Genomic DNA, 18,968 nt, shown 5'->3' with positions numbered 1-18,968 from the left:
GCGCTCGGTGTTCGGGCTGGGGTCGTCCTGACCGGGCCTGGCGTCGCGGTCTCGGCCGCGCCCCGGCCTTCGGCCTTGGGTCGCCTCGGGCAACGCCTGGCGTCGCGGTTTCGGCCGTGCTAGGCGTTCGGCCTTGGGGTGTCTCGGCCGCGTCTGGCCTCGCGGGCCCGCCCGCGCTCGGTGTTCGGGCTTGGGCCGTCCTGACTGGGCCTGGCCTCGCCGGCCCGACCGCGCCCGGCCTTCGGCCTTGGGCCGCCCCGGGCCACGCCCGGCCATGGACCTCGCGGGCCCGGCCACGCTCGGCGTTCGGCCTTGGGCCGTCTTCGCCCTGCCCCCCGGGCACGGCCGGTCCTCGGCCTTCGGCCGTCCCGGCGGGGCGCGGTCTCCGGCCTTCGGTAGCGCGGCGGCGCGGCTGCCCTCGGCCTCCGGCCGGATGGCGGCCGGGACGGGGGCGGCTCCCGGCGCAGAGGGCTGCGGCGGGGGGCGGTTCCCGCCCGGACGGGCCGTGCGCGGCCCGCCAGCCCTGCGGCCGGGTCCCTGCGACCCGCCGAACCCTCGGTTCGCGCCCTTCCCGGTCCGCGCCGAACTCCGGCTCGCGCCGTTCGCAGTCCGCGCGCCGAACCCGGCCTCGCGCCGTTCAGTTACGTGCCGTGGTCCCGCCGCGGAGGGCGGGTGGGGCCCGACCGTCGGCTCACACCCCGGAAACCGTCGGTTCACACCCCCCAAAAAAACCGTCGGCTCACACCCCCGGAAGCGGGGTCTCCGTCGGGTTCGGGTGGGTGGGGCCTGACGTGTCGTCCGCGTGTGTCGGCGTCGGCGTGGGGTGGGACAGTCGGCCGACCAGGCGCAGCAGCGGCTGGGTGAGGAGGGTCGTGGCCAGGGCCATGAAGACCAGGACCGTGTAGAACTGTTCGCTCAGCAGGTGGGCCTGGTAGCCCGCGTTGAGGGCGATCAGCTCCGTCAGGCCCCGGGTGCTCATCAGGACGCCGACCGTGCGCGCGTCGTCCCGTTCCAGACCGCTCAGCCGCGCCGCCGCCGTACTCGGGCCGACCTTCGTCACCACCGCCAGCACCGTCACGACCGGCAGCGCGATCCAGCCGGTGGCGTTCATGGAGTTCAGCGCGACGGACTGGCCCGAGACGACGAAGAAGAACGGCAGCAGCAGCGAGCTGACGTCGTGCAGCGGCCGGACCAGATCCGGATCGAGCGTGCCGTCCTGCTCCCGCGGCAGCACCGCACCGGCGAGCAGCGCGCCGAAGATCACGTGCAGTCCCAGGTAGTGCGTCACCCACGCCGACCCCAGCGCGAACCCCAGCAGCAGCGCCATCCGCAGCGACGGCTCCATCGCCGTCCGCCACAGCAGCCGGCGCAGCAGCGGCCGAGCCACGAGCGGCATCAGCGCGATGAAGCCCACCGCGAGCAGCGCCCGCCACTGCCAGGCGAGCGCCTGGTCGCCGGCGCCGCTGTTCAGCAGCGTCCCGGCCAGTACCGTCCAGCCGATCACGTCGAGCAGCCCGGCCGCGGACACCCCGACCACCCCGGGCACCGTGCGGGCCAGGCCGTTCTCCCGCACTATGGCCGTCAGCACCGGAACGGCCGTTATCGACAGGGCGACCCCGGCGAACACCACCACGGCCGGGGAGAGCTCGCGCTCCATGCCGAGGTGCCGCAGCTGCTCCCGGAACAGCAGCGCGCAGCCCGCGCCCACCGCCATCGGCACCACGAACGCCGCCCCCGCCACGGCCACCGCCGACCGCGCCCGGTCACCGAGGATCCGCAGGTCCAGTTCGTAACCGATGGAGACCAGGAAGACGACGAGGGAGATCTGCGCGAAACCGGTCAGCGCCGGTGAGATGCCCTTCGGGAACAGCGCCTCGTGCACCCCGGGCGCCGCGCTGCCCAGCAGCGACGGGCCGAGTGCGATGCCGGCGGTCAACTGGCCGACGATGTACGGCTGTCCGAGCCGGCGGGCCAGCCAGCCGGCGGCATGCGCGGCCACCAGGATCAGCGCCGAGGCACCCACGATGTGCAGGACGAGCGCGTCAGGGCTCATGGTGTCCCCCAGTGGTCCGGTGGGCCGAGCCGGTCACCCGGCCGCCGACGGGGATCGAACCCGCTCTCGACCCCAACCTCCTTATGGTACTGGTAACTTGACGTCCCAACGGCAGTCGTACAGCGCGCTGCACCAGTGTCACGGGGGGCACATGACGGCGGTCGTCTTCATTCATGGGACAGGGGTTCGCGAACCGGCCTTCTCTGCGACGGCGGGACGCGTCGCGGCCGGACTGACCGCGCTGCGCGACGGACTACGCATCGTGCCGCACTACTGGGGCGGCACGCACGGCGCCACGCTCGCCGCGGGCGGAGCGAGCCTGCCCCCGGCCGCCGGAACGGCCCGCGGTCTCGCCGAGGCGCCCGCCGCCGGCCCGGCCCGGTGGCCCGGCGAGGCCCCGGCCGCCGCGGACTCCGACGAGGACACCGCCGCCTGGGCCGCCCTCTACACCGACCCGTACGCCGAACTCGCCGTCGCCGCCCCCGCAGCGGCGGAAGGAGCCGCCGAGCGGCCCCCCGGTTCCGTACCGCCCGCGCAGAAGCTCCAGGCCCGGCTCGCCGCGCTGGCCGCCCAGGGCGACGCGCCCGCCGCCGAGCTGGGCCCCGGCCTGGCCCGCGCCGCCACCGACCTGGCCGCCCACCCCCTGCTCGCCCCCGCCGCCGAGGCCCTGTTCCCCGACGGCCTCGCCACCGTCGCCGCCCGCAGCCTGACCGCCCGCGTCATCGCCGACGCCCTCGACGCCGACACCCCGCTCGTCCCGGTCGGCGACACCCGGGACGCCGTCACCGACCGGCTCGCCGAGGCACTGGGTGCACCACCCCGGGGCACGCAGCGCGGTGTGCGCTCCCTGCTGCTGCGCACCGCCGGGTCCGCCGCCTCCCGCGCCGTCGTGCGCCGCCGGCGCGCCCTCACCGAGGCCGCCCACCCCGCCGCCGGTGACGTACTGCGCTACCTCGCCCGCGGCGCCGCCGTCCGCGCCGGCCTGCGCTCGCTCGTCGAGGGCCTCGAACCCCCCGTCGTCCTCCTCGGCCACAGCCTGGGCGGCATCATCGCCCTGGACACGCTGATCTCCGCCCCGCTGCCGCATGTCCGGCTGCTGGTGACGGCCGGCTCCCAGGGGCCGTTCCTGTACGAGTCGGGCTCCCTGCCCACCCTGGAACACCCCGCCCCGCTGCCGCCCCACGTCCCTCACTGGCTCAATCTCTACGACCGCCGCGACCTGCTCTCCTACCTCGGCGCCGGTCTCTTCCCGGGCCGGGTCACCGACGTCGCCGTCGACAGCCGCCAGCCGTTCCCGGCCGCGCACAGCGCCTACTGGACCAACCCGGCGGTGTACCGGCACATCGTGGACCACCTGCCGTGACCGGTCCCTCCCCGCACACCCCGGAAGTCGACCCCGCGCGCGTGCACGCCCTGATCGTCGGCATCGAGTCCTACGGCGCCGGCCCCGCCTGGGACCTGCCCGGGCCGGCCCGCGACGCGGTCCGCTTCCACGCCCTGCTGCGCGCCGCTGGCGTACCCGACGACCATCTGCGCCTGCACCTCGCGCCGTTGCCGCCCTACCGTCCCGACGTCCCGCACGCGCCCGCCGACCAGGCCACGCTGCGCCGCGCCCTCGTCCAGGAACTGCCGCGGACGCAGGGCGACGTGCTGTGGGTGTGGTGGGGCGGCCACGGCGCGCTGGACCGGTCCGGGCATCTGCGGCTGTTCTGCGCGGACGCCACCACCGCCGACAAGCTCGGCATCGACCTGGACTCCGCGCTGGAGCGGTACCGCAGCGACGCCGTGCCGTCCCTGACCGGGCAGTGGTGGGTCGTCGACGCCTGCGAGACCTTCGAGGAGGACCTCGCACTGCGCGAGCCCCTGCCGCCGGACGCGCTGCCCGTGGGCCGGCGCACCCTGGTGCACCGGCAGACCGTGCTGCGGGCCGCCGGGCGAGGCCGGGTCGCAGCCAACGACCCCGTGCGCGGCACCGGACTGTTCTCCGACGTCCTGCTCGGCCTGCTGGCCGAACACGCCGGGGCGCTGCCCGCCTTGCCCGATCCGGAGGAACTGTTTCCGGCCGTCCGGGCACGCATCGCGGCCCTCAGGGAAGCGGGCCGGACCCTGCAGTATCCGGAGATCCGGCTGCAAAGCCCCGAGCGCGGCGACATCCTCACTCCGGTCCCGCCGCCCGCCGCGCCCCGTTCCCCCTCCCCGCTGCAGCGCGCGGTGGACGCCCTGCTGGCCTATCCGCTGATGGCCGACCCCGTCGAACGGCAGATGGTGGTCGGCGCGCTCGACCCTCGTGTCACCGGGACGCTGGCCCGTCACACCCGGGCCCGCACGGACGCGGTGGGCCTCCTGGGCGGGCTCGCCCGGCAGGGGGAGCAGGCCCTGTGGCAGCTGTACGACGCGGTGGTGTCCGTGGACGACGACGCCCAGCGCGCGGCGGAACTGGCGGCCGCGCTGCGGGAATTCGGCCCCCCGCCGGGCAGCCCGCGCGATGGGGGATGATCGGGTGGCGTGATCGTACGGTTTTCGACCGGGGCAGGAATGGCCATGATGGAACAGGACGCGGGGCATTGCGTGCCACCGTGCGAGAAGGGGGAGCATCTTGGACCAGCCGCCCGCTGTGCAGCACGCCACAGCCGTCCGTGATCCGGACCGCGCCGCGGGCGCTCTTGTCTGGGAGTCGGATCTGACGGACGTGGCCGCGCTGCCCTTGACCGCCGTGGACGATCTGACGCCGCTGTCCGCCGGCGCCCGCCTGCTCGATGAGGTCCTGCGCGCCCGCAGCGGTGTCAAGGGCGGCAGCGACGGCCCCGGCGGCGCCCGGGCCGAGTAGAGGGCACCGCCCGGGCGGAAGGCCGCGTCCGCCCCGAACTGCGGCTGCCCGCAGCCCCTTTCGTCCGCCGCCGGCCGGCACCGCGGGCGGTGGCGCCGTGCCCGCCCGTACCCGTGACCGGAGGTCCCGCCCATGACGAGCGAGCGCCCCGCCCCTCTGCGCATGCCCGACGCTCTCTTCGCCGAACTCGCCGCCGGCGGCGGCTCGGAGGCGGCCGTCGCCTTCCTGGAGCGGGCCGAGCGCGCCCGCCGGCTGCTGCTCCTGCGCACGCTGCTCGACCGCGCCGGGGACCTGCCCACGCCCGTGACGTCCGTCGCCGAGGCCTGGCGGGTCGTCAAGGAGGCCGCAGCGCGGGCGCCCGAGCCGGTCGACCGGTTGCTGCTCGCTCCGGCCACCGGCGGCTGGCTCGCCCATGTACTGCGGCGGCTGCACGGCACGGCGTCGGGGCCGCCGTTGTGGGCGGAGGCCGGCCACCTGGCCGCCCTCGCCGTCTCCGCGTCCCTGCTCGCCGGTACGGCCGCGGACCTCCGCGTCCCGCTCACCGACGGCCGTCTGCCGCTGCCCGGCCTCGGACTGGCCCGGCTCCCGGACCCGGCACCGGGGCTGACGGCCGGCCGTGCCGTCACCCGCGACGGCGAACTGACCCTGACCGCGGGCGGCGGGCCCGCGCTGACGATCCGCCCGGCGACCGCGGCCGTGGGCGAGCGGACCGGTGGGACACCGGGGGAGACCGGCTGGCTCCCGCTGCGCACCCTCACCCTCGACCGCCCGGCGGGCCCGGTCGCCGTCCCCCTGGACGACCTCGATCCCTACCGCGACCTCGACGACCCGCTGCCGCCCGCCCGGCTGGAGGACGCCGAGGCCCGGGCCTGGCAGCGGCTGTTCGAGGAGGCCGCCGCGGTGCTCGACGCCTCCGGCGGGCCGGGCCCCGGCCGGATGGACGCGGCCCTCATCCGCTCCCTCGTCCCCTACGGCCGTACCTCCGCGACCCCGCCCGCGCCGCCCGCCGTCCGGGTGTCCGCCTCCAGCGGCGACTCCTACGGCGGCATGGTGATCTCCCGCCCGTCCTTGGCGGTGGCCCTCGCCGAGACCTTCGTCCACGAGTTCCAGCACAGCAAGCTGGCCGCCCTGCTGCACCTCTTCCCGCTGCTCGACGACGACCGGGAGGAGCGGTACTACGCCCCCTGGCGGGCCGACCCGCGCCATCTGACCGGCCTGCTGCACGGGGCGTACGCCTTCACCGGCGTCGCCGGCTTCTGGCGGGACCGGCTGGCCGGCGCCCGCGGCGACCGGGCGGCCGACACCGCCGGCTACCACTTCGCCCTGCGCCGCCTGCAGAGCCGGCTCGTGGTGCGCACCCTGCTGACAAGCGGCCGCCTCACCGTCCAGGGCCGTGCCCTGGTCGCGGGCCTCGCGGCCACGCTGGACGGCTGGCTGCGCGAACCGGTTCCCCCGGCCGCCCTCGTCCGGGCCCGTACGGCGGCCCTGCTGCACCGCACGGAGTGGCGCCTGCGCAACGTGGCGGCACCGGCCTCGCGCACGACGCCGCACCCCTTGCGCTTCCGCTCGGACCGCACCTTCTGGCCCGACCTGCGCACCCACGCCTTCGCCACCGCGCCCACGGCGCCGCGCACCCCCGACGAACACCTGGCCGCCGGTGACCCGGCCACCGCGCTGACCGGCTACACCGAACTGCTGACGGCCCGCCCGACGGAACCCCACACCCTGGCCGGCTGGATCGTCGCCCGGGCCGGCGCCCACCCGGGCCGCACCACCCGCCGCCTGCTCACCCACCCGGAACGACTCCAGCCCCAGCCCACCGCGTGAGCGCCGCCCTGGTCGAAAGCCCCCCTCTCCCGGCGCGGGAGCGGCGTTCTCCTCGAGCCGGGGAGAAGAGAAACGTGCGAGTGACGGGTCAAGACGGGAACCGGTGGTCAGGATGGAGGCATGGGATTCCACGTCGACTCCGAGGCCGGGCGGCTGCGCCGCGTGATCCTGCACCGGCCGGACCTCGAGCTCAAAAGGCTCACGCCCAGCAACAAGACGACCCTCCTCTTCGACGACGTGCTCTGGGTGCGCCGGGCGCGCGCCGAGCACGACGGGTTCGCCGACGTCCTGCGTGACCGCGGCGTCACCGTGCACCTCTTCGGCGACCTGCTGACCGAGACGCTGGAGATCCCAGCCGCCCGGTCGCTCGTCCTGCACCGCGTCTTCGACGAGAAGGAGTACGGCCCGCTCGCCACCGACCACCTGCGTGCCGCCTTCGAGACCCTTCCCGCGCGCGAGCTGGCCGAGGCGCTGGTCGGCGGGATGACCAAGCGCGAGTTCCTGCAGGAGCACGCCGAGCCGGTCTCCGTCCGCTTCCATGTCATGGAGCTGGACGACTTCCTGCTGGCCCCGCTGCCCAACCACCTCTTCACCCGCGACACCTCCGCCTGGATCTACGACGGTGTCTCCGTCAACGCCATGCGGTGGCCGGCCAGGCAGCGCGAGACCGTGCACTTCGAAGCGATCTACCGGCACCACCCCCTCTTCCGCGAGGAACCGTTCCGCCTGTGGTCCGAGGGTCAGGCCGACTACCCCTCCACCATCGAGGGCGGTGACGTGCTCGTCATCGGCAACGGCGCGGTGCTGATCGGGATGAGCGAGCGCACCACACCGCAGGCCGTGGAGATGCTCGCGCACAAGCTGTTCGCGGCCGGCTCGGCCCGTACGATCGTGGCGCTGGACATGCCCAAGCGGCGCGCGTTCATGCACCTCGACACCGTGATGACCATGGTCGACGGCGACACGTTCACCCAGTACGCGGGCCTCGGCATGCTGCGCTCGTACACCATCGAGCCCGGCGCCGGCGAGAAGGAGCTGAAGGTCACCGACCATCCGCCGGAGCACATGCACCGGGCGATCGCCGCCGCGCTCGGGCTGAGCGAGATCCGTGTGCTGACCGCGACCCAGGACGTGCACGCCGCCGAACGCGAGCAGTGGGACGACGGCTGCAACGTGCTCGCCGTCGAGCCGGGCGTCGTCGTCGCCTACGAACGCAACTCCACCACCAACACCCATCTGCGCAAGCAGGGCATCGAGGTGATCGAGATCCCGGGCAGCGAGCTGGGCCGGGGGAGGGGAGGTCCGCGGTGCATGAGCTGTCCGGTGGAACGGGACGCCGTCTAGCCGGCTGCGGCTGCAGATAGGGCCGTCTGTATATAAATGTTGTGCATCGTATAGACTTCCAATAGTCAGCCGTCCCCCGTCCCTCTGGAGCGCCCCCATGGCGACAGTCCCGACCGCCCTCGCCGGCCGCCACTTCCTCAAGGAGCTGGACTTCACCCCCGAGGAGTTCCGCGGTCTGGTTGAGCTGGCCGCCGAGCTGAAGGCCGCCAAGAAGGCCGGGACCGAGACGCAGCACCTGCGCGGCAAGAACATCGCGCTGATCTTCGAGAAGACCTCCACCCGCACCCGCTGCGCGTTCGAGGTCGCGGCCGCCGACCAGGGAGCCCACACCACCTACCTGGACCCGTCGGGCTCCCAGATCGGCCACAAGGAGTCCGTGCGGGACACCGCGCGGGTGCTGGGCCGGATGTTCGACGGCATCGAGTACCGCGGCGACAGCCAGGAGAAGGTCGAGGAGCTGGCCGCCTGCGCCGGTGTGCCCGTGTTCAACGGGCTCACCGACGACTGGCACCCCACCCAGATGCTCGCCGACGTGCTCACCATGACCGAGCACAGCGGCAAGCCGCTCAGCCGGATCGCCTTCGCCTACCTGGGCGACGCCCGTTTCAACATGGGCAACTCCTACCTGGTCACCGGCGCCCTGCTCGGCATGGATGTGCGCATCGTCGCCCCGAAGCCCTACTGGCCCGCCCAGGAGATCGTCGACCGGGCGCTCGAGCTGGCCGAGTCGACCGGCGCCCGCGTCACCCTCACCGAGGCGCTCGAGGAGGGCGTGCGCGGCGCCGACTTCGTCGCCACCGACGTCTGGGTGTCCATGGGTGAGCCCAAGGAGGTCTGGGACGAGCGCATCGCCGCCCTCGCCCCGTACGCCGTCACGATGGACGTGCTGCGCGCCACCGGCAACGCGGACGTGAAGTTCCTGCACTGCCTGCCCGCCTTCCACGACCTCGGCACCAAGGTCGGGCGCGAGATCTTCGAGACCCACGGCCTGGACTCGCTGGAGGTCACCGACGAGGTCTTCGAGTCGGCGCACTCCGTCGTCTTCGACGAGGCCGAGAACCGGCTGCACACCATCAAGGCCGTCCTCGTCGCCACCCTGGCCTGATCCCCGCATCCGAACCCGGCCTGACCACCAGGCCTTATGCTGTCCGGCGGCCCGGAGCCACCCCTTCCGCGGCCGTCGCGCGCCCCCACCCGGGCGCATCCGTCCCCAGAAACGAGCACCACCCGCATGCCCCGCATCAAGTCCCCCGCGCTCCTGGTCGCCGAATCCGGCGCCGACCGGGACGGCCACGGCCTGAAGCGCACGATGGGTCTGTCCCAGCTCATCTGCTTCGGCGTCGGCGCGATCGTCGGCACCGGCATCTTCGTCGGCCTCTCCGACTCCGTCGCCCAGGCCGGGCCCGCCGTCGTCGTCTCCTTCCTGCTCGCGGCGATCACCTGCGTCTTCACCGCCTTCTCCTTCGCCGAACTGGGCGGCGCGATCCCGGTCTCCGGATCGTCGTACTCCTTCGCCTACGCCGGCCTCGGCGAGACCACCGCCTTCCTGGTCGGCTGGTGCCTGCTCCTCGAATACGGCGTGTCCATCTCCGCCGTCGCCGTCGGCTGGAGCCAGTACGTCAACGAACTGCTGAACAGCCTCACCGGATGGCAGCTGCCCGCCGCCCTGTCCTCCGGTCCCGGCGACGGCGGGATCGTGAACCTCCCCGCCGTGATCGTCATCGCCCTGGCCTGCGTGCTGCTGGTGCGCGGGGTGCGCGAGAGCGCCCGCGCGACCGCCGCGATGGCCGCGGTCAAGCTCGCCATCCTGCTCGCGTTCTGCGCCATCGGCTTCTACGCGTTCAAGGACGGCAACCTCACCCCGTTCGCACCGGCCGGGCTCGGCGGCATCGGCGCGGGCACCACGGCCGCGTTCTTCTCCTACATCGGCTTCGACGCGATCACCACGGCCGGTGAGGAGGCCAAGAACCCGCGCCGGGACATCCCCGTGGCCATCCTGGTCTGCATGGGCGTGGTGACCCTGCTGTACTGCGCGGTCGCCCTCGCCGCCACCGGCGCCGTCGGCGGCAAGGAGGTCGCCGGCCGCCCCGCCGCGCTGTCCTACGTCGTCAACCAGGTCACCGGCTCCACGGTCGGCGGCGGCATCATCGCCTTCGGCGCGGTCGTCGCCATCGCCTCGGTGACGCTCGCGGTCATGTACGGCCAGAGCCGCATCCTGATGTCGATGTCCCGGGACGGCCTGGTCCCGCGCGTCTTCGAGAAGGTCTCCCCGCGCACCTCCACCCCCGTCGCGGGCACCATGATCATCGCCATCGTCTTCGCCGTCCCGGCGGCCTTCGCCTCGCTGGACGCGGTGGTGGATCTGTGCACCATCGGCACGCTCGCGATCATGGCCGTCGTCAACATCGCCGTCATCGCCCTGCGCCGCCGCGAGCCGGGCCTCGCCCGCACCTTCCGGGTCCCGCTCTACCCGGTGCTGCCGCTGCTCGGCGTCGGCTTCTGCCTGTACCTGATGTACGAGACGGGCTGGAGCGCCTGGCTCCAGTTCGCCGCCTTCCTGGCCGTCGGCCTGGGCGTGTACGCCGCCTACGGGCGCCGCAACTCGCGGCTCGCGCGGCACCGGGCCGCCGAGGTCACACCGGACGCCGCTGAGCGGGAACGGCTGGGAGTCTGAACCACACCGCCTTGCCGGACTCGGTGGGGCGGTGCCCGCACGACGAGCTGAGCGCGCGGATCAGCAGCAGCCCGCGCCCGCCCTCCTGCCACGGATCCGGCATGGCGAAGGTGGGCCGGGTGAGATCGCCCGGCGGCGCCGGGTCCGGGTCGTGCACCTCGACCTGGCAGCCGGACGGCAGCAGCTCCACGACCAGCTCAATCGGCGAGCCCCCGGCGGTGTGCTCGACGGCGTTCGCGACCAGCTCCGCCGTCAGCAGTTCCGCGGTGTCGCTGTCCGCCCCGTGCTCCAGCTCGGCCAGGGCCGTGCGCACCAGGGCGCGCGCCACGGGCACGGCCGCGGCGGTGTGCGGCAGCGCGATCCGCCAGGAGGCGGACGAGGTGGGGGGTTCGTACACAGCGAGTCCGTTCATCAGCAGGCTGTCCTGCTTTCAACGTATGAAGGATACGGCGCCGCCCGTCCGGTTCCCCGGCCGGGCGCCGTCCGGAACCAGCGGCCCCGGCACCGGGCGACCTACCCGTCACCGCGCCCCGCCGAGCCCCACGGGTCTCCCTGTTACCGGGTCATCGAGGAGCCGTGACGTTCTTCGGCCAATGTGCCGGCCGTCGTATTGCGCCCTCGTGACGACAGTCACGGATCGGTGATAGCTTCGTGAGGTAGCCCTCAGTGAGGAGGCCGCCCGCATGAGTCCCTTCACCGGCTCCGCCGCCCGCACCCCCGCCTGGGAACACCTGCGGGTGGAGCTCGCCGACGGGGTCGCCACCGTCACCCTGGCCCGCCCCGACAAGCTCAACGCCCTCACCTTCGGCGCATACGCCGACCTGCGCGACCTGCTGGCCGAACTGTCCCGCGAGCGGTCCGTGCGGGCCCTGGTGCTGGCCGGCGAGGGCCGCGGCTTCTGCTCCGGCGGCGACGTCGACGAGATCATCGGCGCCACGCTGTCCATGGACACGGCCCAGCTGCTGGACTTCAACCGGATGACCGGCCAGGTCGTACGGGCGATCCGCGAGTGCCCGTTCCCGGTGATCGCCGCGGTGCACGGCGTGGCCGCCGGCGCCGGAGCGGTGCTGGCCCTGGCGGCGGACTTCCGGGTGGCCGACCCGTCGGCCCGGTTCGCCTTCCTCTTCACCCGCGTCGGTCTGTCAGGCGGCGACATGGGCGCGGCCTACCTGCTGCCCCGGGTCGTCGGCCTGGGCCACGCGACCCGCCTGCTCATGCTCGGCGAACCGGTCCGCGCCCTGGAGGCCGAGCGCATCGGCCTGATCAGCGAACTGACGGAGGACGGCCGAGCCGACGAGGCAGCCCGGACCCTCGCCCGCCGCCTGGCCGACGGCCCGGCCCTGGCGTACGCCCAGACGAAGGCCCTGCTGACAGCCGAGCTGGACATGCCACTGGCGGCCTCGATCGAGCTGGACGCCTCGACCCAGGCCCTGTTGATGAACGGCGAGGACTACGCGGAATTCCACGCGGCGTTCACGGAGAAGCGGCCTCCCAAATGGAGGGGGCGGTGAGGATGCCCACCCAAGGGGCGCGGGGCAGTGCCGATATGCGGCTCCGCCGCGGGGCGCGACCAGCCACAACGAACCCGCAGCCGCCCGCGAACAACAACCACCCCCAACGCATCGCGATCACCGGCGGAGGCCCAGGCGGCCTCTACGCGGCCGCGTTGCTGAAACGCAGGGACCCCACCCGCGACATCACCGTGTGGGAACGCAACGCCCCGCAGGACACCTTCGGCTTCGGCGTCGTCCTCTCCGACGAAACCCTCGGCGGCATCGAACACGCCGACCCCGTCGTCTACGCGGCTCTGCAGAAGGACTTCACCCGCTGGGACGACATCGACATCGTCCACCGGGGCGTGAAGCACACCTCCGGCGGCCACGGATTCGCCGCCCTCGGCCGCAAACGCCTCCTGCAGATCCTGCACGACCGCTGCCGGGACCTCGGCGTCGCACTGCGCTTCCGTGAACATGCTCCGCAGGCGGACACCCTGGCGGCGACGTACGACCTGGTCATCGCAGCCGACGGAGTCCACAGCACCACCCGGGCGACCTACGCCGACACCTTCCGCCCCAGCGTCACCTCGCACCGCTGCCGTTACATCTGGCTCGCCGCCGACTTCGCCTTCGACGCCTTCCGCTTCGAGATCGCCGAGACCGAGCACGGCGTGATGCAGCTGCACGGTTATCCCTACGCGGCCGACGCCTCGACGGTGATCGTCGAGATGCGCGAGGAGGTCTGGCGGGCCGCCGGGTTCGACGAGCTGACCGAGAGCGAGTCGATCGCCCGCTGCGCCAAGATCTTCGCGGACGCACTCGGAGGCCGGCCGCTGCGCTCGAACAACTCCGCGTGGACCACCTTCCGCACGGTCGTCAACGACCGCTGGTCGCACGGCAACGTGGTCCTGCTCGGCGACGCCGCCCACACCGCCCACTTCTCCATCGGCTCCGGCACCAAGCTCGCCGTCGAGGACGCGCTCGCGCTGGCCGCCTGCCTGGAGGAACAGCCCTCCCTCGACCGGGCCCTCGCGGCCTACGAGGAGGAGCGCAAACCGGTCGTCGCCTCCACGCAACGCGCCGCCCGCGCCAGCCTGGAGTGGTTCGAGAACCTCGCGCTGTACCTCGACCAGCCGCCCCTGCAGTTCGCGTTCAACCTGCTGACCCGCTCACGCCGCGTCACCCACGACAACCTCCGCCTGCGCGACGCCCGCTTCACCGCGTCCGTGGAGCAAGAGTTCGGCTGCCCGCCCGGCACGCCGCCCATGTTCACGCCGTTCCGGCTGCGCGGCCTGACCCTGCGCAACCGGGTCGTCGTCTCCCCGATGGACATGTACTCGGCCGTCGACGGAGTCCCCGGCGACTTCCACCTCGTCCACCTCGGCGCCCGGGCGCTCGGCGGCGCCGGCCTGGTGATGACCGAGATGGTCTGCGTCAGCCCCGAGGGCCGGATCACCCCCGGCTGCGCGGGCCTGTACGACGGCAGGCAGGCGGCGGCCTGGAAACGGATCGTGTCCTTCGTGCACGCGCAGTCGCCCGGTACGGCGATCGGTGTGCAGCTCGGTCACAGCGGGCGCAAGGGTTCGACGAAGCTCATGTGGGAGGGCATGGACGAGCCGCTGACGGACGGCAACTGGCCGGTGCTGGCCCCCTCCCCGCTGCCGTACAAGCCGGGCAGCCAGGTGCCGCGCGAGCTGTCGCGCGCGCAACTGACCGACATCCGGCAGCAGTTCACCGGTGCCGCCGTGCGTGCCGCCCGGGCCGGTTTCGACCTGCTCGAACTGCACTGCGCGCACGGCTATCTGCTCTCCGGCTTCCTGTCCCCGCTGACCAACCGCCGCACGGACGCCTACGGGGGCAGCCTCGACAAGCGGCTGCGGTTCCCGCTGGAGGTCTTCGACACCGTCCGCGAGGTGTGGCCGGCCGAACGGCCCCTGACCGTACGGATCTCCGCCACGGACTGGGCCGACGGCGGCACCACCGCCGAGGACGCCGTGGAGATCGCCCGGGCCTTCACCGCGCACGGCGCCGACGCGATCGACGTGTCCACCGGGCAGGTCGTCGCCGAGGAACGGCCGGAGTTCGGGCGGTCGTACCAGACGCCGTACGCGGACCGGATCCGGCAGGAGGTGGGCGTCCCGGTGATCGCGGTCGGCGCCATCTCCTCCTGGGACGACGTCAACTCCCTGATTCTCGCCGGGCGCACCGACCTGTGCGCGCTGGCCCGCCCGCACCTGTACGACCCGCACTGGACCCTGCACGCGGCAGCCGAGCAGGGCTACACCGGCCCGGGCGCCGTCTGGCCCACACCGTACCGCGCGGGCAGCCGCCGCCCGCAGACGGGCCGTACGGACGCGCCGAAGCCCCGCCTCGCGCTGGGTGGGGGCCGCTGAACCGGCCCGCGCCGGGCGGCCGCCGAGTCAGGCCGCAGGCCGGCCGGGAGTCACGCCCGCGAACTCGCCGCCCGCGTCGCGCAGACGCTCGTGCAGGGCGCGGAACACCGCCGCCGAGCGCGCCCCCGGCCAGTTCGCGGGCAGCAGCCGCGCGGGCAGGCCGGGGTCGGCGTAGGGCAGGTGGCGCCAGGTGTCGAGGGCGAGGAGGTAGTCGCGGTAGGCCGCCTCCGGCGGGGTGCCGGCGCGCTGCTGCCAGGCGTGCAGCACGCGTTCGTGGCGGTCGAGGAACGCCTCGTGCTCCTTGGCGATGGCCGCCAGATCCCACCAGCGGGCCACCGCCTGAGCGGTCGGCGTGTAGCCGAGGTGCTCGCCGCGGAAGAAGTCGACGTAGCCGTCCAGGCGCAGCCGCTGAAGGGTGTGCCGGGTCTCCTCGTACAGCCGGGCCGGGGCGATCCACACGCCGGGTGCCGCCGTGCCGAAGCCGAGGCCGGCCAGCCGGGAGCGCAGCACGTGCCGCTTCTGCCGCTCCGACTCCGGCACCGAGAACACCGCCAGCACCCAGCCCTCGTCCTCCGGCGGAGCGGTGGCGTAGATACGGCGGTCGCCGTCCTCCAGCAGCTGCCGTGCCTCGGGGGAGAGTGCGTAACCGGCCGCGCCGTGGTCCGTGCGGGCGGGCAGCAGCAGCCCGCGCCGTTTGAGCCGGGACACCGAGGAGCGCACCGAGGGCGCGTCGACGCCGACCGCGGCCAGCAGCCGGATCAGTTCGGCCACGGGCACCGGGCCCGGGGCGAAGCGGCCGTAGGCGCCGTAGAGCGTGACGATCAGGGACCGGGGAGCGTGCTGGTCGGACACGTTGATCATTTTAGGTCGTCGGAATCGCTGCTGGTCACGTTCGCTTGCACCTCATTCGTCCGCCCGCAGCCGGAACCGCTGCAGCTTGCCGGTCGCCGTGCGCGGCAGCGCGTCGAGGAACACGATCTCGCGCGGGCACTTGTACGGCGCCAGCTCGGACTTGACGTGCGAGCGCAGCGCCTCGGCGTCCTGGACCGCGCCCTCCTTCAGGACGACGTGGGCCACGACCACCTGTCCGCGGTCCTCGTCCGGCCGGCCCACGACCGCCGCCTCGACCACGTCGGGGTGGCGCAGCAGGGCGTCCTCGACCTCGGGCCCGGCGATGTTGTACCCGGCCGAGATGATCATGTCGTCGGCGCGGGCGACATAGCGGAAGTAGCCGTCGTCGTCGCGGACATAGGTGTCACCGGTGATGTTCCAGCCGCCGCGGACGTACTCGCGCTGACGCGGGTCGGCGAGGTAGCGGCAGCCGATCGGGCCGCGCACGGCGAGCAGTCCGGGCTCGCCGGCGGGCAGTTCACGGCCGTCGGCGTCCTGCACCCGCGCCTGCCATCCGGGTACCGGGACGCCGGTGGTGCCCGGCCGGGCGTCGTCGTCGGCGGCGGAGATGAAGATGTGCAGCAGCTCGGTGGCACCGATGCCGTTGATGATCCTCAGCCCGGTCTTCTCGCGCCAGGCGTGCCAGGTCGCGGCCGGCAGGTTCTCGCCGGCCGACACACAGCGGCGCAGCGACGAGACGTCGTGGCCGTCGAGTTCGGCGAGCATCGCCCGGTACGCGGTCGGCGCGGTGAACAGGACCGAGACGCGGTGCTCGGCGATCGCGGGCAACAGCTGCGCCGGGTGCGCCTGTTCGAGCAGCAGCGCGCCGGCGCCCGCGCGCAGCGGGAAGACGACCAGACCGCCGAGGCCGAAGGTGAAGCCGAGCGGGGGAGAGCCGGTGAACACGTCGTCGGCGGTGGGTTTCAGGACGTGCCGGGAGAAGGTGTCGGCGATGGCGAGCACGTCACGGTGGACGTGCATGCACCCCTTCGGGCGGCCCGTGGTGCCGGAGGTGAAGGCGATCAGCGCCACGTCGTCGGCCGCGGTGTCCACGGCCACGTACGGCTCCTCGGGCGCGGGGCGGCGCAGCAGGTCGTCGGGGGAGTCGCCGCCGTAGGTGGTGATGGCGAGTCCGGGTATCTCGGCCTTGGCCAGGTCGTCGACGGCGCGGATGTCGCACAGCGCGTGCCGGACCTGGGCGATCTCACACATCGTGGCCAGCTCGTGCGGGCGCTGCTGGGCCAGCACGGTGACGGCGATCGCGCCCGCCTTCAGCACCGCCAGCCAGCACGCGGCCAGCCACGGGGTGGTGGGTCCGCGCAGCAGCACCCGGTTGCCGGGGACGACACCGAGGTCACGGGAGAGCAGGTGCGCGAGCCGGTCGACGCGGGCGCGCAGGTCGCCGTAGGTCCACAAATCCCCGGTGGGGGTGCGGAAGGCGGGGCGGCCGTCCGGGGGGCCGGTCAGCAGGACGTCCGCGCAGTTCAGCCGTTCGGGGTAGCGCAGCTCCGGGAGGTCGAAGCGGAGCTCGGGCCATTGCTCGCGCGGCGGGAGGTGGTCGCGCGCGAAGGTGTCGAGGTGCGCCGAGGTGTTCATGGCGGTTCGCCCCCTTGCCGGGTCGGCCGTGGTGGTGGGCTCGCTTACCGGGCTCGCTTGTCGGGAGCGTATCGCCTTGGTGACGACAGTCAACGGTACGCGATATCGTCGATGCGAGCCCGTGGGAGAGAGGACCGGCAATGCCCGCATTCTCGCTCGAACCGGAACAGACCGCCTGGTGTGCCGAGCTGCGCGCCCTGGCCGCACAGCGGCTCCGCCCGCTCGCCGAGAAGGGCGAGCCCGGCCACGTCAACCGTGCCCTCGTCGCGGAACTGGGCCGGCTGGGCCTGCTGCGCCGCGTGTTCACCTCCGGCGCGCTCGATCTGTGCCTGATGCGGGAGTCCCTGGCGTACGCCTGCACCGAGGCGGAGACCGCCCTCGCCCTGCAGGGCCTGGGCGCCCACCCCGTGCACGCCCACGGCACCGAGGCCCAGCGCACCCGCTGGCTCCCGGCGGTCACCGACGGCACGGCGATCGCGGCCTTCGCCCTGAGCGAGCCGGGAGCGGGCTCGGACGCGGGGGCGCTGGGGCTGGCGGCGGAAGGGGAGGAGGATCGGCGGGGGTCCGGGGGCGACGACGCCGCGCTCGCCGAACCCGACGGGCACGGTCGCTGGCGGCTCACCGGGGACAAGTGCTGGATCTCCAACGCTCCCGAGGCCGACTTCTACACCGTCTTCGCCCGGACGACCCCCGGGGCCGGCGCCCGCGGCGTCACCGCCTTCCTCGTCCCGGCCGACCGCCCGGGACTGACCGGCAGCCCCCTGGAGATGCTCTCCCCGCATCCGATCGGGGCCCTGCGTTTCGACGCCGTCCCCGTGACCGGTGACGACGTCCTCGGCGAGGTCGACCGCGGCTTCGCCGTCGCCATGGGCACCCTCAACCTCTTCCGCCCCAGCGTCGGAGCCTTCGCCGTCGGCATGGCCCGGGCCGCTCTGGACGCCACCGTCGCCCACACCGCCCGTCGCGGCGCCTTCGGCGGCACGCTGAGCGACCTGCAGGCCGTCTCCCACCAGGTGGCCGAGATGGCGCTGCGCACCGAGGCCGCCCGCCTGCTGGTGTACGCGGCGGCATCGGCGTACGACGAGAGCGCCCCCGATGTGCCGGGGCGCGCGGCGATGGCGAAGCTGCTGGCCACCGAGACCGCGCAGTTCGTCGTCGACACGGCCGTCCAGCTGCACGGCGCCCGCGCGCTGCAGCGCGGGCACCTGCTGGAGCACCTCTACCGCGAGGTCCGCGCCCCGCGCATCTACGAGGGTGCCAGCGAGGTGCAGCGCTCCATCATCGCCAAGGAGTTGTACGCCCGTCAGGAGGCCACCGAGTGACCACCGAGCGCATCAACCCGCCCGGGATGTCCCCGCCCGCCGGCTTCTCCCACGCCGTCGTCGCCGGCGGCTCGCGCGTGGTCTTCCTCGCCGGGCAGACCGCGCTGGACGCCGAGGGCAAGGTCACCGGCACGACGCTGCCCGAGCAGTTCGCGCGGGCGCTGGCCAATCTGCTGACCGCGCTGCACGCGGCGGGCGGCACCCCCGCCGACCTCGCCCGGGTCACCGTGTACGCCACGGACGTCGCCGCCTATCGCGCACATGCCGCCGAACTCGGCCGCATCTGGCGGGAGTCGGCTGGCCGCGACTACCCGGCGATGGCGGTCGTCCAGGTCGTACGCCTGTGGGACGAGGAAGCGTTGGTCGAACTGGACGGTTTCGCCGTCCTGCCGTGAGGCGGGCGCTTGGGCGCTTGGCGGGCCGCTGTTGGTCTGTGCGGGTGCGGGTGCCTGCGGCGCCTGGGCCGGTTTTTGTCTGCGGGTTTCTTTGTGGCTGGTCGCGCAGTTCCCCGCGCCCCTTTTTGTGCCTGCGGCGGCCCGGTGGGG

Annotated in this window: 15 protein-coding genes; 11 read left to right on the top strand and 4 right to left on the bottom strand. The window is 73.7% G+C overall.

What is annotated here, in order from left to right:
- Positions 1-739: 739 nt before the first annotated feature.
- On the bottom strand, positions 740-2,053 hold the full coding sequence (locus AB0J12_RS22695; RefSeq protein ID WP_363266171.1) for a cation:proton antiporter: 1,314 nt from the start codon (positions 2,051-2,053) through the stop codon (positions 740-742).
- 151 nt (positions 2,054-2,204) lie between these two features.
- Here AB0J12_RS22695 and AB0J12_RS22690 point away from each other — a divergent pair, with 151 nt between their 5' ends.
- The 7 genes from AB0J12_RS22690 to AB0J12_RS22660 all read left to right on the top strand — a co-directional run bounded on the left by AB0J12_RS22690 (position 2,205) and on the right by AB0J12_RS22660 (position 10,725).
- The gene (locus tag AB0J12_RS22690) at positions 2,205-3,416 is read left to right on the top strand and encodes a hypothetical protein (protein ID WP_363266170.1); all 1,212 of its coding nucleotides are present in this window, start codon (positions 2,205-2,207) and stop codon (positions 3,414-3,416) included.
- On the top strand, positions 3,413-4,549 hold the full coding sequence (locus tag AB0J12_RS22685; protein ID WP_363266169.1) for a caspase family protein: 1,137 nt from the start codon (positions 3,413-3,415) through the stop codon (positions 4,547-4,549). Before AB0J12_RS22690 ends, AB0J12_RS22685 begins: the two co-directional genes overlap by 4 nt.
- Positions 4,550-4,649: 100 nt before the next feature.
- Positions 4,650-4,880, top strand: a complete 231-nt coding sequence (locus AB0J12_RS22680) for a hypothetical protein (RefSeq protein ID WP_363266168.1) — start codon at positions 4,650-4,652, stop codon at positions 4,878-4,880.
- A gap of 132 nt (positions 4,881-5,012) precedes the next feature.
- Positions 5,013-6,707 carry an HEXXH motif domain-containing protein gene (locus tag AB0J12_RS22675; protein WP_363266167.1) on the top strand — a complete coding sequence of 565 codons (1,695 nt, stop codon included), beginning with the start codon at positions 5,013-5,015 and terminating at the stop codon, positions 6,705-6,707.
- A 120-nt stretch (positions 6,708-6,827) separates the two neighbouring features.
- A complete protein-coding gene (locus AB0J12_RS22670; protein WP_363266165.1) occupies positions 6,828-8,051 on the top strand; it encodes an arginine deiminase in 1,224 nt (407 codons plus the stop codon).
- A 97-nt stretch (positions 8,052-8,148) separates the two neighbouring features.
- Positions 8,149-9,156: an ornithine carbamoyltransferase gene (gene argF / locus AB0J12_RS22665; protein ID WP_363266164.1), complete on the top strand. Its 1,008-nt coding sequence runs from the start codon at positions 8,149-8,151 to the stop codon at positions 9,154-9,156.
- 126 nt (positions 9,157-9,282) lie between these two features.
- Positions 9,283-10,725: an amino acid permease gene (locus AB0J12_RS22660; RefSeq protein WP_363266163.1), complete on the top strand. Its 1,443-nt coding sequence runs from the start codon at positions 9,283-9,285 to the stop codon at positions 10,723-10,725.
- Here the strand turns inward: AB0J12_RS22660 and AB0J12_RS22655 are convergent.
- A complete protein-coding gene (locus AB0J12_RS22655; RefSeq protein ID WP_363266162.1) occupies positions 10,685-11,137 on the bottom strand; it encodes an ATP-binding protein in 453 nt (150 codons plus the stop codon). The genes AB0J12_RS22660 and AB0J12_RS22655 overlap by 41 nt on opposite strands.
- A 271-nt stretch (positions 11,138-11,408) precedes the next feature.
- Between AB0J12_RS22655 and AB0J12_RS22650 the strand changes: the two genes are divergently transcribed.
- On the top strand, positions 11,409-12,236 hold the full coding sequence (locus AB0J12_RS22650; RefSeq protein WP_363266161.1) for an enoyl-CoA hydratase family protein: 828 nt from the start codon (positions 11,409-11,411) through the stop codon (positions 12,234-12,236).
- Between the two features lie 2 nt (positions 12,237-12,238).
- Positions 12,239-14,614: a bifunctional salicylyl-CoA 5-hydroxylase/oxidoreductase gene (locus tag AB0J12_RS22645; protein ID WP_363266310.1), complete on the top strand. Its 2,376-nt coding sequence runs from the start codon at positions 12,239-12,241 to the stop codon at positions 14,612-14,614.
- A gap of 27 nt (positions 14,615-14,641) precedes the next feature.
- On the opposite strand, the gene AB0J12_RS22640 is transcribed toward AB0J12_RS22645, so the two are convergent.
- Together AB0J12_RS22640 and AB0J12_RS22635 are read right to left on the bottom strand one after the other, a co-directional pair.
- Positions 14,642-15,475: a PaaX family transcriptional regulator C-terminal domain-containing protein gene (locus AB0J12_RS22640; RefSeq protein WP_363266160.1), complete on the bottom strand. Its 834-nt coding sequence runs from the start codon at positions 15,473-15,475 to the stop codon at positions 14,642-14,644.
- A 42-nt stretch (positions 15,476-15,517) separates the two neighbouring features.
- Positions 15,518-17,101: an AMP-binding protein gene (locus AB0J12_RS22635; RefSeq protein WP_363266159.1), complete on the bottom strand. Its 1,584-nt coding sequence runs from the start codon at positions 17,099-17,101 to the stop codon at positions 15,518-15,520.
- Positions 17,102-17,241: 140 nt separating this feature from the next.
- Here AB0J12_RS22635 and AB0J12_RS22630 point away from each other — a divergent pair, with 140 nt between their 5' ends.
- Both AB0J12_RS22630 and AB0J12_RS22625 read left to right on the top strand, forming a co-directional pair.
- Positions 17,242-18,423: an acyl-CoA dehydrogenase family protein gene (locus AB0J12_RS22630; RefSeq protein WP_363266158.1), complete on the top strand. Its 1,182-nt coding sequence runs from the start codon at positions 17,242-17,244 to the stop codon at positions 18,421-18,423.
- A complete protein-coding gene (locus tag AB0J12_RS22625; RefSeq protein WP_363266157.1) occupies positions 18,420-18,818 on the top strand; it encodes a RidA family protein in 399 nt (132 codons plus the stop codon). Before AB0J12_RS22630 ends, AB0J12_RS22625 begins: the two co-directional genes overlap by 4 nt.
- Positions 18,819-18,968 lie beyond the last annotated feature (150 nt).

Source organism: Streptomyces sp. NPDC049915 (assembly GCF_040656475.1).
GTDB lineage: Bacteria > Actinomycetota > Actinomycetes > Streptomycetales > Streptomycetaceae > Streptomyces.
The sequence above is the reverse complement of the archived record's forward strand: the minus strand, read 5'-3'. Positions and strand labels throughout refer to the sequence as shown.